15 protein-coding genes are annotated in these 15,037 nt (G+C 67.9%); 10 read left to right on the top strand and 5 right to left on the bottom strand.

Annotation, left to right across the window (positions count from 1 at the left end; genetic code table 11):
• The first annotated feature begins 1 nt into the window (after position 1).
• Positions 2–2,359, top strand: a complete 2,358-nt coding sequence (locus MHN80_RS07575) for an MMPL family transporter (protein ID WP_239400649.1) — start codon at positions 2–4, stop codon at positions 2,357–2,359.
• Between the two features lie 6 nt (positions 2,360–2,365).
• Here MHN80_RS07575 and MHN80_RS07580 read toward each other — a convergent pair whose 3' ends face one another.
• Positions 2,366–2,686 (bottom strand): putative quinol monooxygenase, encoded by a 321-nt coding sequence (locus MHN80_RS07580; protein WP_239400651.1) that lies wholly within the window; start codon positions 2,684–2,686, stop codon positions 2,366–2,368.
• A gap of 184 nt (positions 2,687–2,870) precedes the next feature.
• Here MHN80_RS07580 and MHN80_RS07585 point away from each other — a divergent pair, with 184 nt between their 5' ends.
• From MHN80_RS07585 to MHN80_RS07600, 4 genes are all read left to right on the top strand, one after another.
• Entirely contained in the window at positions 2,871–4,295 is a 1,425-nt protein-coding gene (locus MHN80_RS07585; protein WP_239400653.1) for an aldehyde dehydrogenase family protein, read from the top strand.
• An 89-nt stretch (positions 4,296–4,384) separates the two neighbouring features.
• Positions 4,385–5,185 carry an alpha/beta fold hydrolase gene (locus MHN80_RS07590; protein ID WP_004020285.1) on the top strand — a complete coding sequence of 267 codons (801 nt, stop codon included), beginning with the start codon at positions 4,385–4,387 and terminating at the stop codon, positions 5,183–5,185.
• Positions 5,186–5,260: 75 nt separating this feature from the next.
• Positions 5,261–6,748: an alpha/beta hydrolase family protein gene (locus tag MHN80_RS07595; protein ID WP_239400655.1), complete on the top strand. Its 1,488-nt coding sequence runs from the start codon at positions 5,261–5,263 to the stop codon at positions 6,746–6,748.
• Between the two features lie 110 nt (positions 6,749–6,858).
• Entirely contained in the window at positions 6,859–7,305 is a 447-nt protein-coding gene (locus MHN80_RS07600; RefSeq protein WP_101819181.1) for a hypothetical protein, read from the top strand.
• 16 nt (positions 7,306–7,321) lie between these two features.
• Here the strand turns inward: MHN80_RS07600 and MHN80_RS07605 are convergent, their stop codons facing one another.
• The 3 genes from MHN80_RS07605 to MHN80_RS07615 form a co-directional block, all read right to left on the bottom strand.
• On the bottom strand, positions 7,322–8,158 hold the full coding sequence (locus tag MHN80_RS07605; RefSeq protein ID WP_239400657.1) for an alpha/beta hydrolase: 837 nt from the start codon (positions 8,156–8,158) through the stop codon (positions 7,322–7,324).
• Positions 8,159–8,179: 21 nt separating this feature from the next.
• A complete protein-coding gene (locus tag MHN80_RS07610) occupies positions 8,180–8,569 on the bottom strand; it encodes a hypothetical protein (protein WP_033203633.1) in 390 nt (129 codons plus the stop codon).
• Between the two features lie 88 nt (positions 8,570–8,657).
• Positions 8,658–9,587 (bottom strand): LLM class F420-dependent oxidoreductase, encoded by a 930-nt coding sequence (locus tag MHN80_RS07615; protein WP_101819183.1) that lies wholly within the window; start codon positions 9,585–9,587, stop codon positions 8,658–8,660.
• A gap of 127 nt (positions 9,588–9,714) precedes the next feature.
• On the opposite strand from MHN80_RS07615, the gene MHN80_RS07620 reads away from it, so the two are divergent.
• Positions 9,715–10,128 carry a DUF6764 family protein gene (locus tag MHN80_RS07620; protein ID WP_004020276.1) on the top strand — a complete coding sequence of 138 codons (414 nt, stop codon included), beginning with the start codon at positions 9,715–9,717 and terminating at the stop codon, positions 10,126–10,128.
• 86 nt (positions 10,129–10,214) lie between these two features.
• On the opposite strand, the gene MHN80_RS07625 is transcribed toward MHN80_RS07620, so the two are convergent.
• Positions 10,215–10,718, bottom strand: coding sequence for a DinB family protein (locus tag MHN80_RS07625; protein ID WP_239400659.1), 504 nt, complete (start codon positions 10,716–10,718; stop codon positions 10,215–10,217).
• Between the two features lie 69 nt (positions 10,719–10,787).
• Here MHN80_RS07625 and MHN80_RS07630 point away from each other — a divergent pair, with 69 nt between their 5' ends.
• The 4 genes from MHN80_RS07630 to MHN80_RS07645 all read left to right on the top strand — a co-directional run bounded on the left by MHN80_RS07630 (position 10,788) and on the right by MHN80_RS07645 (position 15,030).
• The gene (locus tag MHN80_RS07630; RefSeq protein ID WP_308219764.1) at positions 10,788–12,242 is read left to right on the top strand and encodes an LLM class flavin-dependent oxidoreductase; all 1,455 of its coding nucleotides are present in this window, start codon (positions 10,788–10,790) and stop codon (positions 12,240–12,242) included.
• Entirely contained in the window at positions 12,239–13,297 is a 1,059-nt protein-coding gene (locus MHN80_RS07635) for a methionine ABC transporter ATP-binding protein (protein ID WP_239400661.1), read from the top strand. Before MHN80_RS07630 ends, MHN80_RS07635 begins: the two co-directional genes overlap by 4 nt.
• A complete protein-coding gene (locus MHN80_RS07640) occupies positions 13,294–14,001 on the top strand; it encodes a methionine ABC transporter permease (RefSeq protein WP_239400663.1) in 708 nt (235 codons plus the stop codon). The genes MHN80_RS07635 and MHN80_RS07640 overlap by 4 nt, the downstream gene beginning before the upstream one ends.
• 99 nt (positions 14,002–14,100) lie before the next feature.
• Positions 14,101–15,030, top strand: a complete 930-nt coding sequence (locus MHN80_RS07645; protein ID WP_239400665.1) for a MetQ/NlpA family ABC transporter substrate-binding protein — start codon at positions 14,101–14,103, stop codon at positions 15,028–15,030.
• The last annotated feature ends 7 nt before the right edge of the window (positions 15,031–15,037 follow it).

Genomic DNA, 15,037 nt, shown 5'->3' on the forward strand with positions numbered 1-15,037 from the left:
CGTGGCAACACACCTGTACCGACTAGGGCGATGGGCGTTCGAGAACCGCCTCAAGACCATCGCGATCTGGGTTCTGGTCCTCATCGGACTGGGCATCGGCGCGAGCCTTCTGGCCAAACCGACCTCGGAGTCGTTCTCGATCCCGGGCATCCCGTCGGAGAAGGCGCAGGACCTGATGGTCGAGCGCTTCCCCGGCGAGGCGACCTTCGGCTCAGACATCGGCGTCACGTATGTCGTTCGCGCACCAGAGGGTTCGACGCTGACCGAGCCCCGATACCAGGAGGCCATCGACTCGATGGTCGCCGGACTGAAGTCGGTCGAGGACGTCAAGAACCCCGACTCGATCACCAATCCGTTCGTCTCCTACGGCACCGAGCAGTCACCGGGTCAGCTCCGCGAACTGTCGGCGGCCTTCCAGGAGAAGACCTTCGGCAAGAACGCCGAGGAGGCGGCCGCCGACGCGCAGGCCACGTCACCGATCAACGCGGCGGGCACCGTCGCGCAGCTCGGCGCCTCCTTGAATGTCGAGGCGTCGTCGGACGTCACCGAGACGATGCGCGAACAGATGGACAAGATCGCCGACGACGCGCGCGCTGCGGGGCTCACCGTCGAGATGAAGGGCTCGGCCACCCAGCAATTCGAGCTCGGGATCACCTCTGAGCTGATCGGCATCGGCGTGGGCGCGCTGATCCTCATCCTCACGTTCGCCTCCCTCGTCGCGTGGGGCATGCCGATCATCACCGCGATCGTCGGCGTCGCGATCGGGATGCTCGGCGTCCAGATGGGCACCCACTTCTTCGATCTCAGCAACGAGACCCCCATCCTCGCGACGATGATCGGCCTCGCGGTCGGCATCGACTACGCACTGTTCATCGTCTCCCGCTATCGCCACGAGATCCATCGATCGACGAGCCGCGCCGACGCGGCGGGCAGAGCGGTCGGCACTGCCGGTTCCGCGGTCGTCTTCGCCGGCAGCACCGTGGTCATCGCGCTGGCCGCACTCGCGATCGTGAACATCCCGTTCCTGACCGCGATGGGTATCGCCGCCGCGGGCACCGTCGTCGCAGCCGTGCTGGTCGCCCTCACACTCCTGCCGGCGATCCTCGGCCTCTTCGGCGGCAAGGCCTTCGCCGGACGGGTGCCGCGCCTCAACGCACCCGATGTCGGACCGCATGACGCCGACCGCGTCCACAACGGCCAACGTTGGGTCCAGCGCGTCGTGGCCCGGCCGCGCACCGTGACGGTCGCGATCGTGGGCATCATGATCGTCCTCGCGATCCCGATGGCCGGGCTCAAGCTCGCGCTGCCCAACGACGGGACCGCGGATCCGTCTGAAACACAGCGCCGCGCCTACGACATGGTCGCCGAGGGCTACGGCCCCGGCTTCAACGGACCGCTTGTCGTCGTCGCGGACGGTCGGGCCATCGAGGACACCGGCGAGCGTCTGCGCGCCTTCGACACCCTCGTCGACGACCTCGGTCGTATCGACGACGTCGCGGTGGCCCAGATCGGCGCGGGTGGTCTCAACGAGGCCCAGGACACCGCGAAGATCACGATCATCCCGTCGACCGCGCCGTCGGACGAGGCGACTCCCGCACTGGTCGAAGCGCTCCGCGAGATGGAGTCCCAGGTGCAGGGCGCGACGGGCATCTCGTACGGTGTGACCGGCCAGACCGCGATCGAACTCGACATCTCCGACCGCCTGTCGAGTTCACTGATCCCCTACCTCCTGGTCGTGGTGGGTCTCGCGTTCATCCTGCTGATCATCGTGTTCCGTTCGATCCTCGTCCCGCTGACCGCGGCCCTCGGCTTCCTGCTGAGCGTCGCCGCGACCTTCGGTGTGACGGTGGCCCTGTTCACCGACGGTGACCTGGGAATCGTCGACAACCCGCAACCGCTGGTGTCGTTCCTGCCGATCATGTTGGTGGGCATCGTGTTCGGGCTGGCGATGGACTACCAGGTGTTCCTGGTGACCCGGATGCGGGAGGCGTACGTGCACGGCGCCGACGCCAAGACGGCGGTGGTCGAGGGGTACCGGCACAGCGCCCGCGTGGTGGCGGCGGCCGCGGCCATCATGATCTCGGTGTTCGCCGCGTTCATGCTGCAGGACATGGCGTTCATCATGGTGATGGGCTTCGCGCTCGCGGCCGCGGTGTTCTTCGACGCCTTCGTCGTCCGGATGACGCTGATGCCCGCGGTGCTCACCGTCCTGGGTGACAAGGCCTGGTGGCTGCCGCGCTGGCTGGATCGCATCCTGCCCGAGGTCGACATCGAGGGCGAGAAGCTGGGACTCGGCAACGCCCCCGCCGGCTCGGCCGCGGGAGCCGACGCGGACGCCGAGGTCCGCGCCGGCCGCTGAGGCAAATCAGTCGACCCGGAACTCCCCGAGTTCGGACCAGCTGTCCCCGTCGATCGTCGTGTTGATGACGTCGGGGGTGCGCTGCAGGTACTTGGGGAGTTCCTGCTGGGCCTGCTTGAAGTGCGGAGCGGTGACGTGCGCCTCGGCGGCGTCGTCGTCGAAGGCCTCGACCAACACGTAGGTGTTCGGGTCGTCCAGCGACCGCGACCAGTCGAACCACTTGTTGCCGGGTTCGGCGCGCGTCGCCTCGGTGAACTCACGTGACAGCTCGGGCCACTCGTCGGCGTACTCGGGCTTGATCGGGAACTTCACGACGATGAGGATCATGACTCGACCCTAGTACTCCGCGTGAGGACGAAGCGTCGCAGAATGCGACCGGGACGGCTGTCCCAGAATGTGTCACGAAGTGTTCCACCCGGAAGGCGGGGATTCACGAGACCCCGATCGCGGCAGGGCATAGAGTGTGAAACAGACAACAATTGTCCTCACTTCAGGCTGCAATGGAGGCACCATGCCGGACATCACGAAGTTCTACATCGACGGCCAGTGGGTCGAGCCCGCCGAGCTCAACCTCATCGACGTCATCAACCCGGCCACCGAGAAGTCGGCCGGTCAGGTCGCGATCGGCAGTGCCGCCGACGTCGACGCAGCGGTCGACGCCGCTCGTCGCGCATTCGTCACCTGGGGTCAGACCACCGTCGAAGAACGCCTCGAGGTCCTCAACCGGATCATCGCCGAGTACCAGAACCGCATGGGCGATCTCGCCGCCGCGGTCACCGAGGAGATGGGTTCGCCCGTCGGTCTCACCAACGCCGCCCAGGTACCCATCGGACTCGGCCACCTGATGACCGCCGCCGCGCAACTCCCCGACTTCACGTTCGTCGAGGACCGGGGCAGCTCGCGCATCGCCAAGGAGCCGATCGGCGTGTGCGGCTTCATCACTCCGTGGAACTGGCCGCTCAACCAGGTGATGTGCAAGGTCGCCCCGGCTCTGGCCACCGGCTGCACCATGGTCCTCAAGCCGTCGGAGGTCGCACCGTTCTCGGCCGCGATCGTCGCCGAGATCTTCGACGCCGCGGGCGTTCCCGCCGGTGTCTTCAACCTCGTCAACGGTGACGGCCCCGGCGTCGGTGCCGCGCTGTCGAGCCATGAGGGCATCGACATGATCTCGTTCACCGGTTCCACCCGGGCCGGCATCGAGGTCGCCAAGAGCGCGGCGCCCACCGTCAAGCGCGTCGCCCAGGAACTGGGCGGCAAGAGCCCGAACATCATCCTCGACGACGAGGACTTCGCGAAGAACGTCGCGGGCGGCATCGCGACGATGATGATGAACTCGGGCCAGTCCTGCAACGCCCCGAGCCGGATGCTGGTCCCGGCGGGTCGCGTCGACGAGGTCGCCGAGATCGCCAAGGGCGTCGCCGTCGAGCTCACCGTCGGCGACCCGACCACCGACGTGAAGCTGGGTCCGGTGGTTTCCGAGGCGCAGTTCGACAAGATCCAGGGCCTCATCGAGCGCGCCCTCGCCGACGGTGCCACCGCGGCCGTCGGCGGCGCCGGCCGTCCCGAGGGCCTCGAGACCGGTTACTACGTGAAGCCGACCGTGTTCACCAACGTCACCAACGACATGGAGATCGCCCGCACCGAGGTGTTCGGCCCGGTCCTCGTCGTGATCGGCTACGACTCGATCGACGAAGCGATCAAGGTCGCCAACGACACCGAGTACGGCCTCGCCGGCTACGTGTCGGGCCAGGACGTCGACGAGGTGCGCCGCATCGGTTCGCAGATCCGCGCCGGCTCGATCTCGCTCAACGGCGCGCAGCTCGACCCGAGCGCACCGTTCGGCGGTTACAAGAAGAGTGGCAACGGCCGTGAGTGGAGCGACTACGCCTTCGACGAGTTCCTCGAGGTGAAGTCGCTGCTCGGCTTCGGCGCCTGACCGACCGGGTTTCCGGGTGAGGGATGCGTATCGGACTCCGATACGCATCCCTCACTTCTTCCGACCGGGTCGCCGTTAGGATCTGGCGCATGCAGATCCCCGTCGCGTCCGACGCCGGCCCGGTCCTCGACGCCGAGGTCGTCGGCGAGGGCGAACCGCTCCTGCTCATCGGCGGCATGTCCGCACACCGCGGGATGTGGACCGACGAACTCCTCGACGCGCTGACGCCGTATTTCTCGGTGGCCGTCTACGACCACCGCGGCATCGGGACGAGCAGTCGCGCCGACGGTCCGTTCACCATCGCCGACCTGGCCGCCGACGCCCGCGGCATCCTGGACGGCCTCGGCTGGGACGCCGCCCATGTTCTGGGCACCTCCATGGGCGGCATGATCGCGCAGGAACTCGCTCTCGCCGCACCGGACCGCGTGCGCAGTCTCGTCCTCGGGTGCACGACCGCGGGCGGCCCCGGGGCGATCGGTGCACCCGGCGCGGTCCGCCTCGTCGAGGCGATCTCCTCCCGCGACGCGGCGCGCGTCGCGCGCACGGCATTCGAGGTCAACCTGTCAGCCGCGTACACCGCCGGCGCCGGCGCGTTCGACCACTTCGTGTCGATGTCGACGCAGCGGCGCGTGCCCTCGGCGGTCGTCGCGTGGCAGGCGGGTGCCTGCGCGGGACACGACACCCGCGACCGGATAGGGACACTCACCATGCCCACCGCGGTCATCCACGGAGACGTCGACGAGGTGATCGCGGTCGCCGAGGGTGAGCGCCTCGCCGACCTGATCCCGCAGGCGACCCTGGAACGATGGACCGGCGTCGGGCACATGTTCTGGTGGGAACGTCCCGAGGAGACCGCCGAGGTCATCCGAAAAAATGCGCTCGGGCGGTAACGCCGGTCCCCTCTCCGAACGACATCCCTGACATCGGCACCGTGTGATCGGGTGGCCGCGTATGTCAGGAGCTCCATGTCGCACTCGCACAGCGAACCGCCCGTCCCCTCCACCCCCGCGGGCCAGACGCCCGAGTCGCCACGCAGATTCTCACCCCGACGCCGCATCCTCACCGGGATCTCGGTGGTCGCGATCCTCACGCTCGGCCTGTTCGGGGCGAGCACCCTGCTCAACACGTCGAACACCGCGAATGCTCTGCGCGGACACCCCGAGGTCCTGCGCAAGGGCTGTACCTGGGACTCTTCGGGCAACTACGTCCAGAACTGCAAGGTGTGGTCGGAGTCGCAGCAACGCGAGGTGATCGTCCAGATCCGCGCGTCCAGCGGCAGCGACAGCGGCGTCTACCTGCTCGACGGCATGCGGGCCAGCGAGGCCCGCTCGGCGTGGACCACCGACGTCCAGGCCGCCAAGGTCTACGACGCCAAGGCCGACACCACCCTGGTCATGCCGGTCGGCGGCGCGTCGTCGTTCTACACCGACTGGGATGGCGGCGCCGGTGACAAGAACACGGTCATCAAGCAGGAGACGTTCCTGACCTCGGAGCTGCCGGGCTATCTCGAGAGCGAATTCGGCGTGGCGCGCAACAACAACGCGATCATCGGACTGTCGATGTCCGGCGGTCCGGCGGTCACCCTCGCCGAGCGCCACCCGGAGCAGTTCAAGGTGGTCCAGGCGATGTCCGGTTACTACCAGACCGACAACCCGGTCGGCGCCCTCGGCGTCATGGCCACTCAGACGATGGTGTCGAACTACGTCAACGGTGTCGTGAACATGTGGGGTGCGCCGGGAAGCACCCGCTGGACCGACAACGACCCGTCGAAGAACCTCACGCAGCTGGCGGACAACGGCCAGGTTCTCATCATCTCCTCGGGTAACGGCTTCCTGACCCCGTCGGAGATGGCCAAGCTGTCGCCGCAGGATCAGCTCAGTGCGATGGCACTCGAGATCCTGTCGGCGGTGTCGACCGTGCTCATGCAGCTGCAGGCGAAGCAGGCCGGCGTATCGGTGATCTCCCTCCCGAACTACGGCGGCCACACCTGGGAGAACTGGGGACGCGCCCTCGGCGACGGCAAGGAGCACGTGCTGACCACGCTGCGCAACAACCCGCCGGTGACCGCGAAGACCACCGTCGTCTCCGCCTCGGGCAACCCTGATCCCGAGGGCCCCGCGAAGGTGACCCTCGCGGCCAAGAAGGCGGCCGAGGAATCGCCGGCCCTCGACCTCTCGGGCCTGTCGGCGCGCGGCTCGTCGGCGAGCGAATCCGCTTCGGAGTCGGCGTCCTCGACATCCGAGTCGTCGGCATCCGAGTCGTCGGCATCCGAATCCCCCTCGGCCGGACTCGCACCGTCCGCGGTGTCGGGGTCGGAATCGGTGGATGCCTCCGTCCCGGAGTCGGCCACCAGCGCGGAGTCGAGCGCGCCGAGCGCGCCCCGGCTCGCCCCGAAGGGTCCGGCCTCGTCCACGCCCGCGACCTCGAGCAGCACCCCGGTCCCGTCCCGCTGAACGGCCCGCCCGCTCACGGTTTCCGTTCCCGCTCACCAGAATTGTGTGAGCGGGAACGGAGTACGTGAGCGAACGAATCCGCCGGCCGCGCCTGCTGCTAGCGTTCAGCCATGACCGCCGACCCTGATCTCGCCGATCTCGTCGGCCTCGACACGACCCTCGTGGTCGTCGCCTCCGGAGTGATCCTCGTCTGGGGACTCGCCCTGGGCGTCTGGAAATACCACGGCATCCGCACCTCGCCGGACCGGACGGCTCACATCTACGTGGACATCGCCCACCGGGCGGCGCTGATGTACTCGTTCGCCACTCTCGTGCTGGCGGCGCTGGTCGAACTGAGCGCCTTCCCGACGACCGTCAACGTGATCGCAGCTGCGGTCCCGATCGTCTTCTTCGTCGCCGCGATCGCCGCGTACTGCATCCACGGGGCCCTGCGGGACACCACGAATCAGTTCGTCGACCCGACTCCCGGCACGTACCTGTTCATGCTCGCGCTCATCGTGGGCGAGATAGGCGGCGTACTGGTACTGGTGGCCGGGGTGCTGGTGCGGTTGGCCTGAGAGCCGACCGGGGATCTCACCGATGCCCGGTGTGTCCGCGCAGCCAGGTCGTGACGGCGTCGAGCACCACCCCTTGCTCGGGCTCGTTGAAGATCTCGTGGAACAGGTCGTCGTAGATGACGAGCGTCTTGTCCGCGGACCCGGCCAGCCTCTCCACGAGCTCGCTGCCGCGCGGGTCGGTGAGCGCGTCCTCGCTGCCGTGCATCACCAGGATGGGCAACTGCAGCGACGGCAGGCGTTCGGGGAACGACCGCATGGTGCCGATCATCGCACCGCCGAGTCCGGCCGGGATCTTGCCGCGCGTCACCAGCGGGTCGGCGTCGTAGGCGGCGACGACGGCCGGGTCCCGGGAGATGCTCGACGAACTCAGCTCGGTGGTGGGCAGCCCCGGTGCGATCCGGCCGATCAGCGGCGCGAATCGGACGGCCAGGTCGGGCAGGTCGTCACCGGGCAGCACGGCCGCCCCCGAGAGGATCAGCCCGTCGAGCCTGTCCTGGTGGTCGAGCGCGTAATCGAGGGCGATGCACCCGCCCATGCTGTGCCCGATGAGGAACGTCGGGACGCTCCCGTCGGCGACGTGGGCGAGGACGGTGTCGAGGTCGTCGGTGAAGTCGGCGAACCGGCGCAACCGGAGGCGCTTGCCGCCCGATCGGCCATGACCGACATGGTCGGGGATCGCCACGAGGTAGCCCTCGGCGACGAGACGATCGGCCACATGCAGGTACCGGCGTCCGTGCTCGGCGAGGCCGTGCACCACCACGACGACGCCGCGCGGACTCTCCCGGGGACGGTAGACGTCATAGACGATGGTGTGCCCGTGCCGACCGCGAAAACTGTGCTCTTCCGGTGTCATTCCCTGATCTCGTTTCGGTGTTCAGTGCCAGCCCAGTCGCGCGACCACGGACCTGCCCGCCGACTCCAGGGCGCCCAGCGGCCGGAGCGCGGCCTCGCCGATGCCGACGAGCGTCTCGACCCGTCCGACGACCCGCTCGAGCCGTCCCACGACGTCGGACATGCGGTCGACGGTGGCGTCGACCTGGTCCAGGGTCCCCGACAGGCGCACGAGCGTCGAGTCGAGCTTCGCGATGGTCGAGTTCAGCCCGTCCATCGTGGGCCCGAGCCCGTCGAGGGTCTCCCCCATGTCGGCGAGGATGCCCTCGAGTTGTTCGACGGTCACGTCGGCGTTCAGTGCGGCTTGTGCCAGCTTCTTGATGCGCTGACGTTCCGGCGGTCTCGATGATGTGTGCTCGCCCCTGTCGGCCATGAGGTGGATTATGACCCATTCCGGCCGGGCCGGGTGCGGGGTCGGGCGAACCATTCGAGGCTCGGGGAGCGCAGGCGCCCCGCACCGCTCACGCCAGCTGCGGGGCGACCTTCGAGGCGACGAGTTCGAGGTGGTCGAGATCCGACAGGTCCAGGGTCTGCAGATACATGCGCGTGACGCCCAGCTCACCGTAGGTCGCGATCTTCGCGGCCACCTCGTCGGGCGTTCCCGCCGCGCCGTTCTCACGCAACTCCGCCGGCTCTCGGCCGATGGCCTCGGCCCGGCGCCGGAACTCCGCTTCGTCGCGGCCGCAACACAATACGAGCGCGGCCGAGTAGGTGAGGGACTCCGGATCGCGACCGGCGTCGACGCACGCCGTGCGAACGCGTCCGATGAGATCGCCGGCGACGTCGAGCGGTTGGAAGACGACGTTGAACTCGTCGGCGAAACGCGCCGCGAGCGCGGGCGTCCGCTTCTTGCCACTGCCGCCGATGATGATCGGCGGGCGCGGGCTCTGCACGGGTTTGGGCAGGGCCGGCGACTTCGAGAGGCGAAAGTGCTTGCCCTCGTGGTCGAATTCATCACCGAGCGGGGTCTGCCACAGCCCGGTGATGATCTCGAGGTTCTCCTCGAGGCGTTCGAAGCGCTCCTTCAGCGGCGGGAAGGGAATCCCGTACGCCTCGTGCTCGCGCTCGTGCCAGCCCGTACCGATACCCAATTCGACACGGCCACCGCTCATCTGGTCGACCTGGGCGACTGCGATCGAGAACGGCCCGGGAAGGCGGAAAGTCGCCGACGACACCAGGGTCCCCAACCGGATGCGCGAGGTCTCGCGGGCCAGGCCGGCCAGCGTGATCCACGCATCGGTGGGTCCGGGCAGACCGTCGCCACCCATGCCGGTGAAGTGATCGGAACGGAAGAAGGCGTCGTAGCCCAGTTCCTCGGTCGCCTTGGCGACGGCGAGCAGGTCATCGTAGGTCGCACCCTGCTGGGGCTCGGTGAAAATTCGCAGCTGCACGTTTTCAACCTACGCCCGCTGGGCACCCCACCGACGGCGAGGCGGCGTGCGATCGGACCCCATCCGGCCCGACGGCCATTCCGAATCGCTCCACGCACGACACCGTTCCTCGACAAAGGAGTTCACCATGAAGACGGTCACGCGCACAGCCCTTGGATTCGTCGTCGCGGCCGCAGGTGCGACCGCGGTATCCCTCGCCGCCGCACCGTCCGCCGGCGCCGCCCCCGCAGTGTGCCCGGCACTCCCCGGCCAGTCCTCATCCCAGGCCTCCTGCAGTGCGGAATCCGGACCCTCCGGACTGGCACTGGCCATCACCGACAACGGCGGTGTCGCCACCTCGACCGCCGACAACTTCGCCGGGCCCGCGGCGATCGCACTCGGCCCCGGCGCGACGGTCACCATGGACGGAGTACGCCCCGGTCTGGCCATCGGCATCGCGGGGCCCGGCGGTGAGGTCGTCGTCGACGGCAAGAACGGGCCGACCTGCAAGGGACCGGCTTTCGCGGGCGACTTCCAGACCTTCAAGGGTTGCCTGTCCTGACCGCCCCGCACCCCACCGGGATCCGGTGGCGAAATGCGCACCAATACAGCCTCTTTCGCTACGACATCCCGGTGGGGACCAACGCGTCAGGACAACAGACCCCGCACGTACGCCGCCTGGCCGATGTGCTGGGTGTCGTCGTCGATCACGCTGATCAGCCGCACGCCCAGCGTGACCGGCGGATCCCAGTTGTGGTCGACGATGCGGTCGAGATCTGAATCCGTCAGCCCGCCGATGTAGTCGGCGCTGACGGCGTGAGTGGCGTCGTAGTAGTCCCGAAGCAGTCCGGCGTCGTCCACGATCGCGCGTGCGGCCTCGTCGGCCGATTGCCCGTACCCGATCTCGCCCGGGGAGAACGGGAGATCGAAGCGGTCGGCCCATCCACCGGCCGCCCAGACCTCCTCGGTGCCGGCGACATCGGCGATGTGGGAATCCTGCACGCGCGTCAGATGCCAGACGAGCCATGCGATGGTGTTGGTACCGGGCGCGGGCGCGGTGTTCAAGAGCTCCGGCGTGGCCCCGTCGAGTACAGCGTGAACGTTCTCGGCCACTCGCCCCAGACCGTCGAGCAACACCTCTGAAGATCGCATGGTGCAAGTTTAGGTTCGCCGTGGGCACAACGATGGCGACTCCACCGATCCGACAGCATCATTCCTCCGGTGTCAGAACCGAACACCCCGCGGAAGATCCGCTTCAACGCCTTCGACATGAATTGCGTTGCGCACCAATCGCCCGGACTGTGGCGTCACCCCGACGACCGGTCGTGGAACTACAACACCATCGACTACTGGGTCGACCTCGCACGATTACTGGAGACCGGCGGATTCGACGGCCTGTTCATCGCCGACGTCCTCGGTACCTATGACGTGTTCGCCGGCAACGACGAAGCCGCCATCCGCCAGGGTGCACAGATCCCCGTGAACGACCCCCTGCTACTCGTCTCCGCGATGGCGCACGCCACCGAGCACCTCGGCTTCGGCGTCACCACCGGTACGGGCTTCGAGCATCCCTACCCGTTTGCGCGGCGACTGTCGACACTCGACCACCTCACCCGCGGCCGCATCGGCTGGAACGTGGTCACGGGCTACCTCCCGGCCGCGGCCCGCAACATGGGCGCCGACGACCAGCTCGAGCACGACGAGCGCTACAACCAGGCCGACGAGTACCTGACCGTGCTGTACAAGCTGTGGGAGGGTTCCTGGGAACGCGACGCGGTCCTCCGTGATCGCGAGGCGGGCATCTTCGCCGACCCGGCCCGGGTCCATCACATCGGCCATCACGGCACTCACTTCACCGTGCCGGGAATCCACCTGGCCGAGCCGTCGCCGCAGGGATCGCCGGTCATCTATCAGGCCGGCGCCTCGCCCCGGGGACGCCGCTTCGCCGCGGAGAACGCGGAGGCCATCTTCGTCGCCGCACCGACCAAGGCCATCCTGCGCGATGTCGTGAGCAAGGTGCGCGATGAGCTCGTCCTCGCCGGGCGCGACCCGTACGACGCGAAGATCTACACGCTGCTGACGATCATCACCGATTCGACTCCGGAGGCTGCCCGCGCGAAGGCCGCGGAGTACCAGTCCTATGCCAGCAGCGAAGGCGCGCTGGTCTTCATGTCGGGCTGGATGGGCATCGACCTCGCGAGCTACGAGATCGACGAACCGATCGGCAACGTGCACAGCAACGCGATCCAGTCCGCGGTGGCGGCATTCCAGCAGGCCGGCGACACCGGCGAGGAATGGCGTGTGCGGGACATCGCCGCGTGGGGCGGCATCGGCGGAATGGGCCCGGTCCTGATCGGCTCCGGCGACGAGGTGGCAGAAGCCCTGCAGGACTGGGTGACCGAGACCGACGTCGACGGTTTCAACGTCGCGTACGCGGTGACACCCGGATCTTTCGAGGACATCATCACCCACGTGGTGCCCGCCCTGGAGCGGCGCGGACTCTACGACCGCGCCTACGTCCCGGGTACCCTGCGCCACAAGCTCTTCGGCCGCGGTGACCAGTTGCCCGAGAACCACCGGGGGTCGACGTATCGGGTCGGTGGGGCCAACTCGACCATCGACGATTCGATCAGGAAGACCACACAGCTCGCCGGCGCGAAAGGCGATCTCCGGTGATCGAGGTGGCGGGCCTGACCAAGGTCTTCGGGGTCGGGTCACCGAATCCGACGACGGTCCTCGACGACGTCGATTTCACCGTCGATGCCGGTGAGATCTTCGCCGTCGTCGGGCCGTCGGGTGCCGGCAAGAGCACGCTCGCCCGCTGTCTGAACCTGTTGGAACGTCCGACCTCCGGGAAGGTCGTCGTGAACGGCGAGGATCTCACCGCGCTGGGCACCTCGGGCCTGCGCGATGCCCGGCGCCGGATCGGGACCGTGTTCCAGTCGGCAAGTCTGCTGTCCCGCCGCACCGCGGCGCAGAATGTCGCTCTCCCACTCGAATATCTCGGTGCCACACAGCGATCGACCGCGTCGCGCGTCGGTGAACTGCTCGACCTGGTCGGTCTCGCCGACAAGGCCGACCGGTACCCGCATCAGCTGTCCGGGGGTCAGCGACAGCGCGTCGGGATCGCACGGGCCCTGGCGCTCAAACCGTCGGTCCTCCTGTCCGACGAGGCGACGTCGGGCCTGGACCCAGCTGCCACGGACACATTTCTCCGACTCCTCACCGACGTGCGGGACGAACTGGGTCTCGCGGTGGTGTTCATCACCCACGAGATGGACACCATCGTGCGGGTCGCCGACACGGTCGGCCGACTCGACCATGGCCGCATCGTCGAACACGGCCGCCTGGATCGGCTCGTCCTCGACCCGGATTCGGTTCTGGGGCGCGCACTTCGACCGCGTGGTCCGAGCGCCGAAGCGGCGTCCGCCGAGACTCCGGTCTCCGTCGTCTACAACTCCTCGACCGTCCCCGCGGACTGGCTGACGCGTCTGGGCAAACGGCTCGATCTCCCCATCTCGGTGCTCGGCGCCAACGTCCAGACCATCGACGGGACCGTCTTCGGCGACCTCACCGTGTCGGTGCCGACCGGGCACGCGTCGGCATTCATCGGGGCCGCAGGCGAACTCGGGCTGGCCGCACGCCTTCTCACCGACACCCCGGCATCGGGTGACTCCGCCACCACCACAACCAATGGCTCCGCCTCCAAGAGCCCGGGGGTGGCCGCATGAGGACCACGTACTCGGCGAACATCACGGTGCCGCTCGACGAGATCCCCGACCTGCTCATCCCGGCGGCGATCGACACGGTCCTGATGGTGAGCATCGTGATGGTCGTCGTCCTGGTGGTGGGTGTCCCGCTGGGCGCGCTCATCCACAACCTCGCTCCCGGTGGTCTTTTCGCGAGTCGATCGCTGCACACTCCGCTGTCGTGGGTGATCAGTATCGGTCGTTCGCTGCCCTTCCTGGTGTTGATGACGGCGATCATCCCGTTCACCCGCCTGATCACCGGCACCAACATCGGCATAGCCGCGGCGGTGGTCCCGATGTCGATCGCCGGAATCGCCTTCTTCACACGGATCGTGGAGAACTCCCTGCGGTCGGTCCCGGCGTCGACCATCGACGTCGCACGCGCCTCCGGGGGTTCCAACGCGCAGATCATCTGGAAGGCACAGGTCCCCGAGGCACTGCCGAGCATCGTCGGCGGTCTGACGATCAACACGATCGCGATGATCGAGTACTCCACCATCGCCGGCACCATCGGAGCCGGCGGACTCGGCTACGTCGCGGTCACCTACGGATATCAGCGATTCGACCAGGGAGTCATGGTCGCGACCATCATCGTGCTCATCGTGACGGTGGCGATCATCCAGGTCGCCGGCGACGCCCTCGCCCGCAGTCTCAACCCGGTCACGTCCCGCCGGGTCAATCACTGAACCTCACAAGCCGAAGTCTGCTGCTCCCTGTTCGGGGAGTCGCCGACCCACTGCCGCCCTGTCCCCGGCAGCCACCAACCCACCCCCGAAAGGCCACTCATGACACAGGACACCGGTTCGACCACCGAGACCTCACCCGATTCCCCCTCGCCACCGGGAGATTCCGGCATCGAGATCTCGGACCGGCGACGCTGGCCGCTGATCGTCGGTGCGCTGGTCGTGGTCGCCGTCATCGCCGCGGTGATCGGCTGGCGATTCCTCGGCTCCGACTCGACGTCACCCAACGAGACCGCCGGTGCGACGTTGACCGTCGTGACCGCCGAGGGCAATGCCTCCGAGCAGGCACTCGTCGAGTTCATCGCCGACGAGGTCGCACCCCGGTACGACATCAAGGTCGCGTTCAAGGGCCTGTCCGACTCCACGACGCTCAACCGCGCGGTCAGCGACGGTGAGGTCGCCGGCACCGTCTATCAGCACAAGCTGTGGTTGTCGCAGGTCCTCGAGGCGAACCCGGACTTCCAGGAGGAAGCCGCGACCCCGGTCTTCCGCTGGGGCTTCGGCATCTGGTCGGACAAGTATCGCGACGTCGCCGACCTGCCGCAGAACGCGCGCGTCTCCCTGTATTCCGATCCCGCGAACGAGGCGCAGGGACTTTGGCTGCTCGAACGCGCCGGACTCATCACGCTCAAGCCGGGCGTGGACAAGTGGAAGGCGACGCAGAAGGACATCGCCACCAACCCGCGCAATCTGCAGTTCGTGCTGCTCGATTTCGCCGCCCAGTCGCGCTCGCTCGCCGACCTGGACGCGACCGTCGGCTACACCGAGTACTACCTCGCCGCGAACATCGACATCGCCAAGCAGATCTACGCCCCGCCCGCTCCCGACGAATTCGCCGGGCAGCTGACCATCGGGACGCAGTGGAAGGACACCGAGAACATCACGAACCTGGTTGCCGCGTTCAAGGACCCCGCGGTGCAGGAGTTCCTGCGTACCGATCCGCGGGTGAAGGGCATCCTGCTGCCGCTGTGAGCAGCGG

This window comes from Gordonia sp. McavH-238-E (genome assembly GCF_022348225.1).
Taxonomy (GTDB): Bacteria; Actinomycetota; Actinomycetes; order Mycobacteriales; family Mycobacteriaceae; genus Gordonia; species Gordonia terrae.